Source organism: Actinoplanes sp. NPDC051470 (assembly GCF_040682035.1).
GTDB lineage: Bacteria > Actinomycetota > Actinomycetes > Mycobacteriales > Micromonosporaceae > Actinoplanes.
On the sequence record NZ_JBFBAA010000019.1, the window covers coordinates 142,525 to 158,622 of the forward strand.

At 71.4% G+C, this 16,098-nt stretch carries 13 protein-coding genes; 3 read left to right on the plus strand and 10 right to left on the minus strand.

Annotated elements, in window-relative coordinates; genetic code table 11:
* Positions 1 to 2 precede the first annotated feature (2 nt).
* Both AB0M54_RS29975 and AB0M54_RS29980 read left to right on the plus strand, forming a co-directional pair.
* On the plus strand, positions 3 to 152 hold the full coding sequence (locus tag AB0M54_RS29975; RefSeq protein WP_364324016.1) for a hypothetical protein: 150 nt from the start codon (positions 3 to 5) through the stop codon (positions 150 to 152).
* Positions 153 to 179: 27 nt separating this feature from the next.
* Positions 180 to 1,172: a helix-turn-helix domain-containing protein gene (locus AB0M54_RS29980; protein WP_364474962.1), complete on the plus strand. Its 993-nt coding sequence runs from the start codon at positions 180 to 182 to the stop codon at positions 1,170 to 1,172.
* Here the strand turns inward: AB0M54_RS29980 and AB0M54_RS29985 are convergent.
* From AB0M54_RS29985 to AB0M54_RS30010, 6 genes are all read right to left on the minus strand, one after another.
* Complete coding sequence (locus AB0M54_RS29985; protein ID WP_364474964.1) at positions 1,150 to 1,623, minus strand: cupin domain-containing protein; 474 nt, start codon at positions 1,621 to 1,623, stop codon at positions 1,150 to 1,152. The genes AB0M54_RS29980 and AB0M54_RS29985 overlap by 23 nt on opposite strands.
* Before the next feature lie 165 nt (positions 1,624 to 1,788).
* Positions 1,789 to 2,442: a response regulator transcription factor gene (locus AB0M54_RS29990; protein WP_364474966.1), complete on the minus strand. Its 654-nt coding sequence runs from the start codon at positions 2,440 to 2,442 to the stop codon at positions 1,789 to 1,791.
* On the minus strand, positions 2,430 to 3,632 hold the full coding sequence (locus AB0M54_RS29995; RefSeq protein WP_364474967.1) for a sensor domain-containing protein: 1,203 nt from the start codon (positions 3,630 to 3,632) through the stop codon (positions 2,430 to 2,432). The genes AB0M54_RS29990 and AB0M54_RS29995 overlap by 13 nt, the downstream gene beginning before the upstream one ends.
* Positions 3,633 to 3,668: 36 nt before the next feature.
* Positions 3,669 to 4,874, minus strand: coding sequence for a serine hydrolase domain-containing protein (locus tag AB0M54_RS30000; protein WP_364474969.1), 1,206 nt, complete (start codon positions 4,872 to 4,874; stop codon positions 3,669 to 3,671).
* Positions 4,875 to 5,075: 201 nt separating this feature from the next.
* Positions 5,076 to 5,987, minus strand: coding sequence for an SDR family NAD(P)-dependent oxidoreductase (locus AB0M54_RS30005; RefSeq protein WP_364474971.1), 912 nt, complete (start codon positions 5,985 to 5,987; stop codon positions 5,076 to 5,078).
* 132 nt (positions 5,988 to 6,119) lie between these two features.
* Complete coding sequence (locus AB0M54_RS30010) at positions 6,120 to 6,275, minus strand: hypothetical protein (RefSeq protein WP_364474973.1); 156 nt, start codon at positions 6,273 to 6,275, stop codon at positions 6,120 to 6,122.
* A 132-nt stretch (positions 6,276 to 6,407) separates the two neighbouring features.
* Between AB0M54_RS30010 and AB0M54_RS30015 the strand changes: the two genes are divergently transcribed.
* A complete protein-coding gene (locus AB0M54_RS30015; RefSeq protein ID WP_364474974.1) occupies positions 6,408 to 7,238 on the plus strand; it encodes a maleylpyruvate isomerase family mycothiol-dependent enzyme in 831 nt (276 codons plus the stop codon).
* Positions 7,239 to 7,257: 19 nt separating this feature from the next.
* On the opposite strand, the gene AB0M54_RS30020 is transcribed toward AB0M54_RS30015, so the two are convergent.
* The 4 genes from AB0M54_RS30020 to AB0M54_RS30035 all read right to left on the minus strand — a co-directional run bounded on the left by AB0M54_RS30020 (position 7,258) and on the right by AB0M54_RS30035 (position 15,465).
* On the minus strand, positions 7,258 to 10,260 hold the full coding sequence (locus AB0M54_RS30020) for a hypothetical protein (RefSeq protein WP_364474976.1): 3,003 nt from the start codon (positions 10,258 to 10,260) through the stop codon (positions 7,258 to 7,260).
* The gene (locus AB0M54_RS30025) at positions 10,257 to 13,220 is read right to left on the minus strand and encodes an ABC transporter permease (protein WP_364474978.1); all 2,964 of its coding nucleotides are present in this window, start codon (positions 13,218 to 13,220) and stop codon (positions 10,257 to 10,259) included. The genes AB0M54_RS30020 and AB0M54_RS30025 overlap by 4 nt, the downstream gene beginning before the upstream one ends.
* Before the next feature lie 276 nt (positions 13,221 to 13,496).
* Positions 13,497 to 14,954 carry a PQQ-binding-like beta-propeller repeat protein gene (locus AB0M54_RS30030; protein WP_364474980.1) on the minus strand — a complete coding sequence of 486 codons (1,458 nt, stop codon included), beginning with the start codon at positions 14,952 to 14,954 and terminating at the stop codon, positions 13,497 to 13,499.
* Positions 14,944 to 15,465 (minus strand): SigE family RNA polymerase sigma factor, encoded by a 522-nt coding sequence (locus AB0M54_RS30035; RefSeq protein WP_364323992.1) that lies wholly within the window; start codon positions 15,463 to 15,465, stop codon positions 14,944 to 14,946. Before AB0M54_RS30035 ends, AB0M54_RS30030 begins: the two co-directional genes overlap by 11 nt.
* Positions 15,466 to 16,098: the final 633 nt, after the last annotated feature.

Sequence of the window (16,098 nt, forward strand, 5' to 3'; positions counted from 1 at the left end):
CGATGGCCAGCGACTCCGGGCGGCTGAGCGGTTCCCGGTTGGTCAACGGCAGGAATGTGGCCCAGGCCGTGCCGTCATACTTCCAGGCGAGCGCCGACGTCGAGCAGTACCGCGATCTCACCCTGAGCACCGACTACGACGTCGCACCCTGATATGCCTCCCGCGTATCGTCGCGTCCCATGGTGGTGCACTTCCGAACCTCGGGACGTCCTTCTCCGCACCGGATCGATGCGTGGAGTGAGGCCGTCGGCCGGTTGCTGCTACCTCTACAGAGCCGTGCCGGCACCGATGGTTTCGACGCGAAGATGCTCGTGGGTGACATCGGTCCTCTCCGAGTGTCCGAATTGCTCACACCACCTGGTGAGTGCGTCCGCACCCCGGCCCTGATCGGCGAGCAGAACCAGCGGTTGTATCAAGTCGACGTGATCAGCCGCGGGACCGTGACCGTCGAGCAGAACGGACGCCGCGCGCAGCTGGGCGCCGGCGATCTCGCGTTCACCGACCCGGCGCTGCCGGTCGCCTACAACAGTTCGGCATGCACCCACGTCAGGCTTTTGTTCCCTCGCACGATGCTCGCGCTGCCGGCCACGGACATCGCGACAATGACCGCGGTCCGCCTGGCCGGCGACCGGGCCAGCGGTGCGCTCCTGTCGTCACTCAGCCGCCAACTGCCGCAGCACCTCGAGGACTACGATCCTGATGAGGAAGTACGCGTTGCCGCCGCGGTGATCGACCTGCTCAGTGTGACGTTGTCCACCCATCTCGGCCGCGCGGGCAGCATCACACCCGACGCCCGGCGTCGCGCCCTCATGCACCACATCCACGCCTACATCGACGTGCGTCTGGGTGATCCCGGGCTCAGCCCCGCGCTCATCGCCGACGCCCACCACATCTCCGTACGATTCCTGCACAAGCTGTTCGAGTCGCAGGAGTCGACTCTGTCGTCCTGGATCCGGCAACGCCGGTTGGATCGGTGCCGGGCAGCACTTCTCGACCCGGCTCAGAACCATCGGTCGGTCAACGCCATCGCCGCCACCTGGGGGATGGCGAACCCCGCGCATTTCAACCGAGCGTTCAAGGCCGCGTACGGACTTCCTCCCGGTGCATATCGCGCCGGCGCCGTGGTGCACCGGGAGCCGTACGGTGGTGTTACCCGGCCACGCCGTCGGTGAGGTCGGCGGGCACCGCCCCAGGCGGTCCCAGGATGACGTCGCCCATCTCCACGGCGATCCTGGTGAAAAGCTCGACGTCCACGGGTGTGTCGGGAGTCGCGAGTTCGGCAGGGGTGCCGGCCCGGGCAATGAGCTCGGCGAAGCCAGCCGGTGACGAGATCTGAAGCGCACGCACCCCCTCGGGGCCCGCTTGCAACGCGTGAGGCACATGCATCGGAATCGCGAAGTAGTCCCCCGGACGGAGAGTCACCGTTTCCGGACCGGCCCACACGGTGAGCGACCCCTCGACTATCCAGAACCGCTCGTCGTACCGCGTATGGACATGCAAGGCAGTTCGAGAACCCGCGGCGTTGACGTTGTCGGTGAAGTCATGGCGCCCGTCGGTGTCCGCGGCGGACGTGAGGATCGTGGTACGCAGATCCGCGCCCAGGACGAATGTGCTGAAGCTCAACGATGGTCCCTTCGATGGCGAGCGACTCTCCCCGTGGCCGCGGGCATGACGTGCCGTGGCATCACACGAGGCAAGAGCAGCATGCCGCGCCACGGGTGGCCGGTCATTGCCTCACGACGCACACCCGTTCGCTGCCGGCGCACGGTCTGACTCGGCTGTGGCGAGTCAGACGTCGTCACCGCCGAGGTACGTCAGCACCGCCTGGACACGCCGATGCTCCGTCTCCGAATGGGTGAGGCCGAGCTTGGCGAAGATCGAGTTGATGTGCTTGTTGATGGCGCGTTCGGTGACCACCATGCGGTCCGCGATGGAGATGTTCGACCGGCCTTGAGCCATCAGCGACAGCACCTCGCGCTCGCGGGGCGTCAAGGTCGTCAGCGGCCGCGCATGGCTGGGACGGGCCAGCAGCTTGGCGATCACCTGCGGATCCATCACCGTGCCGCCCGCGGCCACCTGCCGGACCGAGTCGACGAAGTCCACCACGTCACCGACCCGGTCCTTGAGCAGGTAACCGACCGCGCCGGCACCGTCGGACAGCAGCTCCCGGGCGAACAGTTGGGCCACGTATTGCGACAGCACCATCACCGGTAGCCCCGGGATGGCCCGGCGCGCCTCGGTGACCGCACGCAGACCTTCATCGGTGTGCGTCGGTGGGAGACGTACGTCCACGACTGCAACGTCCGGAACGTGTTCATGCAGTGCCACGCTGAGTTCCGGGCCGCTCTCGACCGCGGCGACGACGGTGAAGTCGTACGCGCTCAGCAGCCGGACCAGGCCGTCCCGCAGCAGGGCCGAATCTTCGGCGATCACGACACGCATGGCACCTCGGCAGTGATCACGGTCGGACCTCCGGTCGGTGAATCCACCCGCAACCGTCCGTCGAGCGCGGAGAGGCGCCGGCGCAGGCCTTCGATGCCACCGCCGGCTCGCGGCACCATATCCCCCGCGCCGTTGTCACGGACAGTCATCCGGATCATCCCGTCCCTCGTGGCGACGGTGACATCGATCTGATCGCAGCCGCTGTGGCGGGTGGCGTTGGTGATCAGTTCGGCCGCGGTGAAGTACAGCGCGGACTCCAGAGGCGCCGGGAGTGACCGCGGGACGTCGGTGCTCAGCTGGACCGGCACGGCGGCGGCAAGCGCAAGCTCTTCCAGCCCGCCGGACAACCCCCGTTCGGCCAGCACGGGAGGATGGATGCCGCGAACGATGTCCCGCAGCCCTTCCAACGCCGTGCTTGCGCTGGCGCGGGCATCCGCGACCAGGCGGCGGACCGGCTCGTCCTCCCCGGCCAGCTGCTCGGCCATGCCGAGGTTCATGGTCAGCGCGGTCAGCTGCGCCTGCGCGCCGTCGTGCAGGTCACGTTCGATGCGACGCAGCTTCGCCTCCCAGCTGTCGAGCGCGTCAGCCCGGTTCTCGTTGAGCTCGGCGAGCCGGCCGGCGAGCACCGCGCGCCGGGTCGGGCGCAGCAGGTATCCGGCGAGAAGACGTTCGGCGGACAACAGCAGGATCTGCAGAAGGAAAGCCAGCACGCCTGCGGAGAGCGCCTGCAGGACGACCATGCCGGCGGTGGCCGGCCCGGTCACCAGCTGCCCATTCAGACTCAGCGTCGCACCGTCCGGCCGGAACACCAGCAGCAGTGGAGCCGCCAGGCCGGCAATCGCCGACATCCAGAGATAGACGATGATCAGGCCACCCGGAAGCAGGAGGACGAAACTCGCCAGAGCCCACGTCAGATCACGCCAGATGGCCACGTCGCACACCTGGGCACGCAGGCGGCCGACGATGCTGTCGGGCAACACCGGGTACGGTGCCGGTGCATCGTCGAGGCGCCTGCGCCGCCGGTTCGCCCGGCGCCGGAGTGCCTTGAAGGTCAGGTCCAGCAACGGCAGACCGATGCCGACCAGACACAGCAGCGCCGATGCCAGCGCGGCGAGGATCAGGGCAAGCGCGGCGAGGCCTGCGGACACCATGACCAGGACGTCGCGCGACCCGCGGAACCATCGTTTCATGTCATTCACCTTCGGCCGCGCCACATTCTCGGAGGGCTACCGGTCGGCGCCGTGCTCGCGAAGGGTCTGGTAGACCGTCTGAGCCAGGTCGGGCAACTTGTCGGCATCCGAGTCCGTCGAACTGTTCACACCGATCGCGATGATCAGGCCGCTGCCCGGAAAGTACATGTGCAGGGTCCGGAAGCCGAGCGTGCCGCCGACGTACGTCCACACCGCACCGGTGGCTTCGGTGTGGTGCTGCGCCACGCCCAGCCCGAATCCGACCGGGTCGGTGGCGGTGGTCTCCTTGATCGGTGCGGAGGTGCTGACCGAGACGAGGCTCCGCAGCTCGCGCTGCTGCCTGGCCGGCAGCAGCCGGCCCTCGTACAGCGCCCGGTCCCAGGTCGCCATGTCCGCGAGTGAACTGATCAGCCCGCCGGCGCCCTGCGCCCAGGTCAGGGCGAGCGGCGGAACCGGCTTGTCCAGAAGTGCGGGCAGTCCCGCCTGCTTCAGGTAGCCGGCCGGCATCCGCGCGACGGTGTTCGCCCGGCACGTGTACGGCGCGTAGCACGTATCACGCAGGCCGAGCGGCGTGATGATTCGCTTGGTGAGCTGGTGAGCATAACTGTCGTGGGTCACCCGCTCGATGACCATCTGCGCGAGCAGATAGTTCGTGTTCGAGTAGCTGAACCCGTGCCCGCCCACCGGCTGTCGGGAGACGAACGAGACCAGCTGCTCGGCGGTGAACGTGGTCGCCGGATCGGCGGAGATCCTGGTACCGAAGGCTTCCGTGTTGGCATAGTCGGAGATCCCGCTGGTCATGTTGAGCAGCCGCTCGATCGTGACGTCACGCCACGGCTTGTACTGCGGAAGCCACTTGCCCAGCCGATCGTGGACGGACACCTTGCCCTCCGTCTCCAGCTGCAGCACCAGCACCGAGGTGAACGCCTTGGTATTACTGCCGATCTGCCACAGCGCCGCACCGGACACCGGCTGCCGGCCTCCGTACCGGGTCGTACCGGCAGCGACATCGACGGTCCCGCGGCGGTCGCGGTAGGTCGTCCGCAGCGACACCGCCGACACATGCTCGGTCACACCACGCTCGTTCAGATACCGGTCCAGATCACCCTTGAGATCATCGACGAGCGCCGTGCCATGCCGGGCGGCCGTGCCGGACGGAACCAGCGCCGCCTGCGCAACCGTGCCACTGCCGACGGCGAGAGCCGCGACGGCCGCCGAGATGAACCACTTCGTACCTCGCATCGAAATCTCCTGCTTTCTCGCTGAATCACTTACGGCTTGGGGCAGTTGAGGTCACCTGCGGGCAGCGTCCCGTTGACGTTCGGTAAGCCACAGTTGCTCCTTTCGGGTAGGAGCAACGCTATGGGAAACGACCTGCTCGATCGATAACACCAACATCCGTTCTGGTAGTGGCGCTAGCGCCACCAGCCGTTTCGGATGCGATCAGAATCCGAGAGTTGCCAGCCGCTCTTCGGTGACGGCCTGGACCTCGGCGATCACCGCAGGGTCGTTGGACCGTTTCGATGACGCACGCAGGGCACCTCGTGCGTAGAAGCCGCCGCTGCGACCGGCGGCATCCGGGGCCAGAGCGCGCAGGACGCTCCTCCGGGCCGCCTTCTCCGGGCCGGCGATCAGCAGAGGTGCGACCGGACGCAGCGCACGATCCATCCGGCCGGCCGAGCCACCGGCCTTGCGCCCGAAATCGGTGAAGACAGCGCCCGGATCGGCGGCATTGAAGGTCACCTGCGTCTCGTCGATCTGCCGGGCCATGGCGTACGTGTAGGCCAAGGCCATCAGCTTGGCGTTGGAGTACGCCCGAACCTGGCCGTAGCCGGCGGCATAACTCCAATCGTTGACAGGCTTGCCGATTCGCTCGTTGATCGAGGTCACGTTGACCACCTGAGCGGGCACTCGCGCACGGCGGGCAGCCTCGCTCAGCTGATCGAGCAGGAGACGACACAACGCCGCGGTGGCCAGATGAACGACGGCGGTCGTCATCTCGATCCCGTCCGATGTCAGGCGCCGCTCACTGAACTGGGCGCCGGCGTTGTTGACCAGGACGTCGAGTCCGTCCGGCGCGAGTTCGCCCACCTGCGACGAGAGCGATCGCAGTTCGTCGACAGAACTCAGCTCCGCGTGTACGGCGACGAACCTGGCCGCCTCCAGGCCGGGCCTGCCGCTGAGAAGCCGCATCGCTTGCTCAGCCTTGGGCCGGGTCCGGCCGTGCACCAGGACGTTTGCTCCGGCCCGGCCCAGTTCGGCGGCCGTCGCGAGGCCGAGTCCGTCCGCGGCCCCGGTCACCAGCGCGAAGCGGCCCGACAGATCAGCGGTCGGTGCATTGCGGGGTTCGGTCATCGGTGTCCTAGATTCTGCGAAGTGACGGCTTGCGCCCGAGGCAGAATCTTCGGCGCGGCGAGACGCCACAACACCACTGACCGAACGGGCACACAAGTCGGCCCGGACCGTACGTGTCCCTGATCCGGGCTCCTACTGCTGGCCGTTCACCGCGGCATCGAAGCCCTCGGCAAGGCCGGGATCGACGAGAACGCCTTGCGGCGCATTGCCGAGACGGTCCTGGCCGGTCTTCCGCGTCCACCCCGGTAGCGCACGCGACAGCCCGCCGAGGCTCGCGCTATCGAGCATGAACGTCGGTCCGTTCGGACATCGCCAGCGCCGGGCGTGCCTTCCCTACCTAAGGTTCTCGATGACTCCGCCACATCGCGGAATTCGTGGGATCTGACCAGCTCGGTCAGCCGGAGGGAACGGAGCATAGCGGTGGGGGCGCTTGTTCAGTCGGTGTCCGAACGGGCAGGGTTCGATTGCGGCCCAGAGGCTCTACGGCCCGCCATGAATCTCATACGAGCACGCACCATCAAAATGCTCGAGCAGCTACCCGTGGCGGAATGGGAGAGCTCGTCGCGATGTGCCGGCTGGTCCGTGCACGACGTTGCCCGGCATATACGTGACTTCGCGCTGATCCACACCGCGCGGCTGGCCGGCCGCCCCTCGCCGTTCGGAGATGACCCGTTCGATCCGCGGTCGTCGCCGGCACAGTGGCTACGGCATTCCGAGGGGACGCCCACCACCCAGACGCTGGACGACCTGCGGCGACTCGCCGGCGAGGAGGCGGAGTCGATCGACCGGCGAATCGACGACCCGCCTGTCCGCCTGTGGTGGAGTCCCCTGCGCCGCAAGGTGCACTGGTCGGTCTTCTCGCTGCACATCTTCTGGGATGCCTGGCTGCACGAGTCGGACATCGCGGTGGCTCTCGGCCGACCGGTCGACCACACCGAACTCGATCTACAGGCGGCGATCTTCTACGCGCTGTTGTCCGCGGCGGCGCCGCACGCGTGGGCCGGCCGCTACCTCGAAACCTCTTTCGCCCTCGCGGGCAGCCCGTCGGAGAGCTATCGAATCTCGCATGTGGGGGACGACATCACCATCACTGCCGGGCCCGGACAGCCGGCCACCCTGCTGGCGAACACGACCGACCTGATCGACAGCCTGGCCGGACGGGGATCGGACCTGCAGGGGGTCCTCACCGGCCCGGAAGATGTGGTGGCGCGGCTCGGCTTGCTTCGCAAGGTCGGTACCGTCGGTACCTAGGTCTTTCGTGCTGAGGTCGTCACCGTGCGGGGAACCGTGTGCGGGGCCGGCCGATCGACACCGCGGCGCCGGTCAGGACCGTGAGCACGGTGACGCCGGCGCCGGCGAAGACCCATGGCCGCGGCCAGTACGGCTGCGGCCCGCCCAGCTCGTCCGTCGAGGCACCCAGCAGCGCCCAGCCGGTCGCCCACCAGAGCAGAAGCGCGACCGCCATGCCGGTCACACCGGCCGCGACCGCCAGCGCCGGATAGGTCCACGCCGTGGCCCGCGCCGTCACCGCCCGGCCGACACCCTGGGTACGCAGTGCCGTGAGGTCACCGGCGCGACCGGCCCGGTCGGACAGCGCGGCCTGAACCAGCGAGCCGGTGGCGAGCGCGACGGCCAGGGCCGCGGCCAGCAGATAGATCCACAGAGCGAGTGCCGTGCCCTGCCGGTCGAGGCGACGGTGCACCTCGGCGACACGCACGTCGCCGGTGACCGCCACACCCTGCGCCGCGAGCCGTGCCACCACGTCGGCGGGGGCTCGCGCGGACAACCACACCTGCGGACCGAACGCCGGGCCGACATCGGTCGACGCCCGGTCGGCGAACTCGAGGTCGGCCAGAAGGGCCTGACCACCGGCGGCGGGCACGGCCGGCAGCCGTAGCACGCGGCGGACCTCGACCGGCCGATCGCCGCCCGTGCCCGGGCTCGGCGGTGGGGCCGGATCGCCGGCGTAGGCGGCCGGTGGTGGCGACGGCCCGTCGTTCCACCGCAGCCAGGCACCGTCCGGCAGCCCCGCCGGTGCGGACACCTCGATCCGCAGGCCTGGGCGGCCGGCGGAGAGCCGGCCGTACGCGCTCATCCGCCACCGTGCCGGGTCCGCCAGCTGATCGGAGGGCACCTCGGCAAGGCCGCCGGCGATGCGGGTGATGACCATGGCACCGGCGATCCCCGTCGTACCCTGCAAAGTGGTCAGCCGCAGCCCCACCAGCCGGCAGGTTGACCGGCAGGCTTCCACCGTCGCCCGGAAGCGATTGCGGCCGGCCGCCAGCATGCCGAACTCGACCTCCGCGGCGTCCCGGCCGTCGACGGCGGCGAACACCGCGGTCAGGCGTACCGGCCGGTCCGCGCTGAAACCCGCGGCCGAGAGGTCGATCGCGACCGCCGAGCCGCGCAGGACCAGCGACGACGGCGCGGACGGCCGCAGCGCCCGGGCGGTCGCGGCGGCGTCCGGCCCACCGGCGGGCCAGAACGGAACGGTGGCCAGGCGGGTGGTGTCAGCGGCCAGCACGCCGCCGGGCAGTCTGGCGACGGCCATGGCCCAGGCGCCGTCCGGATCGATCGCCCGGACGGCGGTCAGCAGCCCGGCCCGGCTGACCGGCTGCACGTCGAGCACCCGGTCGGCGCCGGCGAGGGCCTCGCTGCGCGCGTCGCGGCCCCGCGCGGCCACGTCCACCACGACTGTCCCGTATCCGGCGACCGACACCGCCGCGACCACCAGAGCGAACAGCGGCACCGCACCAGGACGGCGGGCGATCTGCAGGCCGGCCAGCGCCAGGTCGACCCGGCCGCGGCGCAGCGCGCGGCGGGCGTAGCCGCCCACGACGGCAATCATCGTCCGCGCGGCGATCACGGCGCCGACGGCCACCGCCGCGGCCACGGTCAACGCGCCGAGACCGGTGAACTCCCCACCACTGCCGGCGAACTGCACCAGCACCGGGACGGTCAACCCCAGGACCAGCACGTCGGCGAACAGCCCGCGGGCGCCCCGGCCGCCGGACGGGACCCGTCGCAGCAGCAGCGTCACCGGCGCCAGGAGCAGGCGGCGCTGGGCCAGCAGGACGGCGGCCAGCGCCGCGACCACGGCGACCGGCGCCCACCGCAGCGTCGTGAGGCCGGCGTCGGCCCGTGACCCGGGCAGCACCGCGGCCGCCGCCAGTCCGACCAGCAGCCGACCGGCCAGACACCCGGCGATCGCACCGGCCAGGACGGCCAGCGTGCTCTCTCCGGCGGCCAGCCACAGCCGCTGCCACCACCGGACGCCGCGAAGCGACACCGCCGCCAGCTCGGGGCTGCGGTCCTGCGCGCCGTGGCGGGCGGCGACGAAGATGCTGACGCAGGCGAGCAGCACGAGCGGGACGAGGATCGGGGGAACGATCGTCCGGGCCTCGCGCCGGCCGGCGTCGATCCGGGACAGCAGGTCCGGGATTCCGCTCTCGACGGTCACCGGGACCTGCAGGTCCTGGACGAGCTGCTGGAATTCGGCCAGATCGGACCGCAGCGCCCCGAGATGCCCAACTGACAGCGCCGACGCCGTGGCGGTGGCGTCCACCGTGATGTCCGTGGCCCCCCGATCCGTCGACTCGAAGGTGACGCGGTTGGTGAACACCGGCTCGCCAGGGCGATTGCCGGTGTCGAAGGCGAAGTAACCGCGGTCGCCCCAGTACGGGTCGGCCCGGTCGGCGACGCGATAGACCCCGGCCACGGTCAGGGATTTGGGCGTGCCGTTCGAGACGTACCCGGGATGCCGCGGGTCGGAGTCGAACGCCGCGAAGCTCAGCTCGATCCGGTCGCCCGCCGTGATTCCCAGCCGCCGGGCGGCCTCCTCGCCCAGCAGCGCCTCCCCCTCGTCGATCAGGCACCGGCCGGCCGTCGTCACGACGTGGTCGCACAGATCCTGGCGGTAGACCAGGCGTGTCCGGTCGGCGTTGTCCGGCTCGACGCCGACGGCGGGAATCTCGGCGGCGTACACGAACCGAAAACCGTCGAGCGACCCGAGCAGGGAACCGAGCTCACGGACAGTGGTCTGCGGGTCGGGCAGGCCCTGATCGACCCGACGCGGGTCGCTGACCGTGCGGACGGCCAGGGTGCGCTCGTCCGCGGTGGCGTTGGCCATCTGGCCGGCCGCCACCGCCTGATCCGTCGCCGCCACATAGCCCGGCGCGATCACCGCGGAGGCCACCGCGAACAACGACAGCAGGCCGAGGCCGAGCGCCTGCCCTCGGCGGCTCCACAGCATCGCCAGGACGAGGGAGATCACCGCAGGCCTCGCGCCAGCGGACGGATCGACACCCAGCCGGCCAGGCCGAACAGGGCCAGCGCGGCGAGCAGGGTGACCGTGGCGGCGGTGGGCCCGATCGGCGCCGGGGCGGCCAGCAGCGCCCAGCCGTCGGGGAACCCGGGCGTGGCCAGCCCGGTCACCGGCGCCGCGAGGGCCGCCGCGAGCAGCCCGCCGAGGAGCCCGGCGGCCAGCAACGCGACCGGCCCGGCCCAGGCCACCGCGGTCGCGCCCGGCCGGGACAGTCCCTGCGTACGCAGGGCCTCGAGCTGGTCGCGGGTGGGTTGCCGGTCGGCGGCGAAGGTGATGGCCATGACGGTGGCGGCGATGAGCAGGGCCAGCCCCGCGGCGAGCAGGCTGACCCGCGAGACGACCGCGGGGGGCTGGGCGGCGAGCAGGCTCGTCCGCCGCGCCACCGTCCGCTCCGCGGTCACGCTCAGGCCGGCGGCGGTCAGGGTGGCCGCGGCGGTGGGCGGCGCGTCCGGGCCGAGCCACACCTGGTACGCGACCCCTGACTCGTCGTCGATCCCGGCCCGGCGGGCGGCGTCCAGATCGATCAGCATGCCCTGCCGGCCCAGTACGGGCAGCAGCGCGGGGGTGCCGGCCACGGTGACCGGCACGCGTTCGCCGTCCGGCAGGAACACCGCGGCGTCGTCGAGCCGCCACTGCCGCGGCGGTGCCCCGGCGAGCACCACGGGCAGCGGCGTCGGCCCGTCCACGGCCATCACGTCACGGCCCGGGGTCGCGAAGCCCCTCGGATTGGCATCCATGGCCAGGCTCAGCCCCCCGTCCCGGGCCCGGATGTCCACCGCCGCGCCGTTGCTGGTCGAACGCCAGCGTCCGATGTCGGCGAGGCGGTCGCGGTCGAGGATCACGGCCGGCGGGTCGGCCTGCGCCAACCCGCGCACCGTCACCTCGCCGTGCGGCGCACCGAGGAGCTGCCAGCGCGCGAGCCGGCAGCCGGCGTCCGGCGTGCAGCCGTCGACGTGAGCCGTGATCGTCGTAGCGCCGCTGATCGGGCCGAACCGCGCCGTCCGCAGCCGCCCGGTGGTCTCGTTGCGCAGGGTCGCGGTCAGGGTGAGCGGCGCCCGGCCGCGGTTGACCGCACGTAGCGTGAGCCGGGTGCCGGTGATCAGCGGCAGGGGCGCCGGCGCCCCGGTCGTGGTCGTGGCGGCGGGCAGCCGGGCGACCGGCCCGTACTCGGGACGCCACCGGCTGACCGCGGCCAGCCGGGCGGTGTCCACGGCGAGCACCGGTGGGTGCGCCGTGGGGTCGACGACCGCGGCCATCGCCCAGCGGCCGGCCGGGTCGGCCCGACGGACGGCGCTGAGCAGTGCCGTGCGGTTGGCCACCCGTACCGTCAGAACTTGGTCGGCGCCCAGCTCGACCCGCGCCCGCGCGAGCCGTTCCTCACGGCCCGCCACCCACGCGCCCGCGCCGGTCACCCCCATCGCCACGGCCACCACCAGAAAGGCGAACAGCCGCTGGTAGCCCGGCCGCCGGGTCAGCTGAAGTGCGCTCAGGCCCCAGCGCAACCGGCCGGAGCGCACCGCGGCGCCACCGGACCACTCGGCCAGCGGGGTGAGCGCCCGGGCCAGCAGCAGGGCTACCGCCACGGCGGTCATCGTCGGTGCGGCCACCGCGATGCCGGCCCGCGGCGCGCCGGAGCGGGTCTGGTAGATCGCGGCCACGGCGGCGGCCAGCAAGGCGGTGTCGAGCACGGTGGCCGGCCAGGCGCGGCGCCGGAGGGGAACGTGGCGCAGCAGTGTGGACACCGGTGAGCGCAGCAGAACCGCCTCGACCGCGGCGACCGCCAGTAGCGCGGCCAGCAGCACGGCGGCGACCGCGAGGGCGGCCAGGCGGACCACCGGGCCGGTGTCCGCCGCGCTGACCGGGCCGGCGGCCAGCCGGGCCAGCAGCAACCCGACGGGCAGGCCGGCCAGGGCGCCGGCGGCCATCGGCACCAGGTGCTGACCGAAGGTGAGCCGCAGAGTGGCGAGGGTGCCGCTGCCGCGCAGTTTGTGCAGGGCCGCGTCGGCCCGCCGCGAGCGGCTGGTGGCGTACGCGGCCAGAGCGATCGTGAACAGCGCCAGCAGCAGCACCTGGGCCAGGGCGAAGGCGATGCCGGAGCGGACGGCCGCGCGGTCCCGGGCCACGTCGGTGAGCAGCGCGCCAAGCGGTTGTCCCACGGTGACCTCGGCGCCCCCGAGCCGACCGGCGGCCGCCGCCAGGACCGGGCGCAGGTCAGCGCCGCCGTCGCCGCGCAGGACCGCATCGGGCACCGTCACGTCGTAGGTGAGCGTCGCCGGCCGCGGACCGGAGCCGGCGAAGAGCGCCGAGGTCCCGAAGATCGGGTCGAGGTCGGTGGTCGCGCGGTAGTACGCGTTGCTCCAGTAGGCGTCCCGTGGGTCGCTCAGCTGGTAGGTGCCGGCCACCCGTACCTCGAGCGTCTCGTCGCCGCCGGTCCGGGCGAGGGTCAGGCGGGCACCCGGGGCCACGCCGATGGCGCGGGCGTTGGCCGCGCTGATCGCGACCTCGCCGGCCGCCGCGGGACACGCGCCGGTCACCCGTACGTTCTCGCAGAACCGGTCCCGATAAGCCACAGGCGCGTTGCGGACATCGTTGCCGACCACCACCGACATGTTCTCGACCAGCCCCCGGACCGGCGTCGCGCCGCTGATCGGTAACCGCTCGCCGACCAGGGCGGCGAACTCGCGTACCGCGGCTTCCGGGTCGGACCCGGCTCCCCGCGGCCCGGACACCGACAGCGCCTTGCCGGCCGGCGGAACCTCGGCGACGTGTGCGGCCGCCGTCCGGCCCGCACTCCCGGTCACCGCCCACGGCAGAGCCGCGGCGGTCGTGGCGGCCAGCGCGGTGAGCGCCATGAGGGTGATCGCCTGCGCGGCACGGACACGCAGGGCCGCGAGGATGAGTGCGAGCACAACGATCGATGATCCCTTTCAAGTCGTCCCGGCCTTGGACAGCCAGGCCGTCAGTTCCGGCGGCCCGCCGCGCCGGGGCGACCCGCACGCGCCGGCGTTCGGGATCGCCGGCGAGGCGGCGGCACGGCAGCACGCTGTCACCGTCCGGGTGGATGGTCTCCCGGAGCCGCCAGGCCTCGAGGAACATCAGCACTGGACACTCGCGAACCACCAGGTCGGTTACAGCAGCGCCAGGGTTTTGTGGGGGCGGGTGGCCGGTGCGGCCGTGGCGACCTCTCACGGCTCGAGGCTGCGGACCTCCAACCGATGACCGTCCTCACAGATGAGCCGTTTCGCGGTGACGGCGCAGGTCAAGGGCGCGTCGCCGGCCATACCCTCGATGACGGCCTTCCCGTCGGCGGCCGAGATGACGGTCACGTGCCCCTTCGCCTTGCCCGGCTGCGGCGGACCGTGCAGGCCGGGCAGCGAGACCACGGTGTCGTTGCTGTTCCAGAGCAACATCGAGCGGCGGTCCGGCTCATCGAGCAACTGGCGGCCGGTGGAGTCGTAGAGTGCCGAGGTGACGCCGCCGGCGCCGTCGTCGCCGTTGACCAGCACGCGGTCTCCGCGTGAGCCGGGCGACTCCGCTCCGGGCGGTGCGGGTACCCGCCACAGTTCCCGGGAGGTGGCCACGTCGATCGCGGTGAGCTCGGTGTGCGGCGGCGCCTCCGGAGCTTCGTCGATCACGCAGAGCCGGTTGTCACCGCACGGTGCCGCGCCCAGGAAGGATCGGCCCGGAGGCGCGGTGTAGACCACGCTGGAAGCGTCCGGGCCGGTGAGATTCGCCTGCCGGATGCGGTAGGAGTCACTGCCCTGCTCCGGGGTGTAGAGATGGTCCCTGGCCACGACCAGACCCTCCGCCGTCCCGAGGTTGCTGACCGTGCGCTGCACCGCACCGGTCCGGCTGTCCCGGACCAGGACCTTGCCACTCTCGGTCAGCTGCAGGAACCGCTCGCCGGAGGACGTGTCCGGGGTCGGCCAGCCGGAGAGCTGAGGATCCGGGCCCGACGGGACAGCTCTCATCCGAACCGGAGGGTCCGAGCCGGCCGGCACCTCCCAGAGCACGTGACCGGTCGGCCAGTCGACAGCTCGGGTGACGCCCGTGCTCGCCGACATCACGATCAGCCGATCACGCAGGTGAATTCGGTAGTCCTCCTGCTCGGACAAGATCTGCCATGAGCTGTACCCGTCGGCGGGGTCGAGCTCGACCAACCGGCCCGGTTGCCGGCCCATGGTCAGGAGCACGGCGCCGTCGACCACGTCGGCCGCACCGAGCGAACCCCGCCCTGTCAAGGTTCGCATCGGCCAGGCCTCTTGGCCGGTCCTCGGATCGACGCCGATGATGTGGGTGGTGCCGCCGCTGCCGGTCCAGGCCGCGACGGCCAGCGATTCGGTCGAGACCACATGGACCGGCCCCGCCACGTCCGGGAGGTCGATGGCGGACCCGACCAGAGACAGTTCGCTCACCTGCGGCCGGGGTGCGCTCGGCACCTTCGGTCCCCGACGGTCCAGCCGGTCGTGGCCGACGGCGACACCGACGCCGGCCAGCACGACGCACAGCGCGGCGGCCGTGGTGGCGCGGCGCCGGGCCCAGCGTTCCCCGCGGCGCCGGATGGTCGCCGCCGCGGGCATTTCCAGGACCCCGTCGATGTGCTCACGGAGCGCAGTAAAGGTGCTGTCCACGTCATCCTTCACGGCGTCCTCCAGCGATGACGGATTGCTCTGGCTCGGGACCGAGTTGCGCGGCCAACGCCACCCGTCCCCGGGAAAGCCATGCCTTGATCGTGCCGGGTGGGACGCCGATCTCCTGGGCGATGTCGGACACCGACAGATCCAACAGGTAGTGCAGCACCAGGGCACGGCGGTGGTTGTCCGGCAACGCCCGCATGGCCTCGACCAGTACGACAACGTTCTCCGAGGGAGGCGGAACGGGCGGCGCGGGCATCGACGCCGCCGACCAGAGCCGGAACTGGCGGAGCCGTCGCCACCGGTCCGCGGACAGCCGGTTCACCACGAGCCGTAACCAGCCCTCCGGGTCGTCGTAGGCCGACAGCCGACGCCAGCGCGGCCACGCCCGGGCGTACGCCTCCTGCGCGAGGTCCTGAGCCTCCGCCGCGTCACCGGTCAACCCATATGCGTAACGCAGCAAGCGTTGACACGTGTCGCGGTAGAACTCGTCAAAGCCCCCGGTGTCATCCTCCGGCATAGCTCACCCCTAGAGAGACACGGTCGGCCTGCCACGCCGGTTGCACCTGCTGAAGAAGATTCGCACGGTGAGCGCGGCACACGACAGCGGCCCGGATGAGCTCGATCGAACGGGCAGCAACGATTGCCCGTTCACCGGCAGACAGGTACGCACCCGCGATCGAGAAGAACTGACACACACCTCCGGGCACGGCGCCCACGCAGGTGGCAGCGCCGCCTTCGCACCGAGCCGGACCCGTCGCCGGAGCGGCCTGACCGGCCGCCGGTCCGAACGCGCAAAGTTCCACAGCCATCCGCGCGGATCGCTCCCGCAACACCCCTGCCGCCCTGTTGGCCGCCGGGGTGTCACGCCACCTGAGCCGGCGGGTGCACGCCCACACCTTGGCACCCCTCAACCGATGGGTACGCGCTGACGGCGGCGGTCACCCTGCCGGCTCTGCTTTCTGTCCTTCGGAACTCAGGAAACTTCGACTTCACATCGTCCGGTCCGGCGATCTGCGACGCCTGGCCGGGCAGTCCCTCCGCCGCTCCTCTCCTGGACGGACCGGACCGGACCGGAGCCCGGCAGCAACCGGATTGCTGACCGCCTCAATCGACTGCCCTTGTGGACAAAGGGGTTCCACCCTCCCCCGTC

Excerpts from the sequence above, each read along its gene's own strand:
- AB0M54_RS30005 (WP_364474971.1), bottom strand. The coding sequence starts at position 5,987 with ATGACCGAACCCCGCAATGCACCGACCGCTGATCTGTCGGGCCGCTTC.
- AB0M54_RS30010 (WP_364474973.1), bottom strand. The coding sequence starts at position 6,275 with ATGCTCGATAGCGCGAGCCTCGGCGGGCTGTCGCGTGCGCTACCGGGG.
- AB0M54_RS29975 (WP_364324016.1), top strand. The coding sequence starts at position 3 with ATGGCCAGCGACTCCGGGCGGCTGAGCGGTTCCCGGTTGGTCAACGGC.
- AB0M54_RS29995 (WP_364474967.1), bottom strand. The coding sequence starts at position 3,632 with ATGAAACGATGGTTCCGCGGGTCGCGCGACGTCCTGGTCATGGTGTCC.
- AB0M54_RS29990 (WP_364474966.1), bottom strand. The coding sequence starts at position 2,442 with ATGCGTGTCGTGATCGCCGAAGATTCGGCCCTGCTGCGGGACGGCCTG.
- AB0M54_RS30035 (WP_364323992.1), bottom strand. The coding sequence starts at position 15,465 with ATGCCGGAGGATGACACCGGGGGCTTTGACGAGTTCTACCGCGACACG.
- AB0M54_RS29980 (WP_364474962.1), top strand. The coding sequence starts at position 180 with ATGGTGGTGCACTTCCGAACCTCGGGACGTCCTTCTCCGCACCGGATC.
- AB0M54_RS30000 (WP_364474969.1), bottom strand. The coding sequence starts at position 4,874 with ATGCGAGGTACGAAGTGGTTCATCTCGGCGGCCGTCGCGGCTCTCGCC.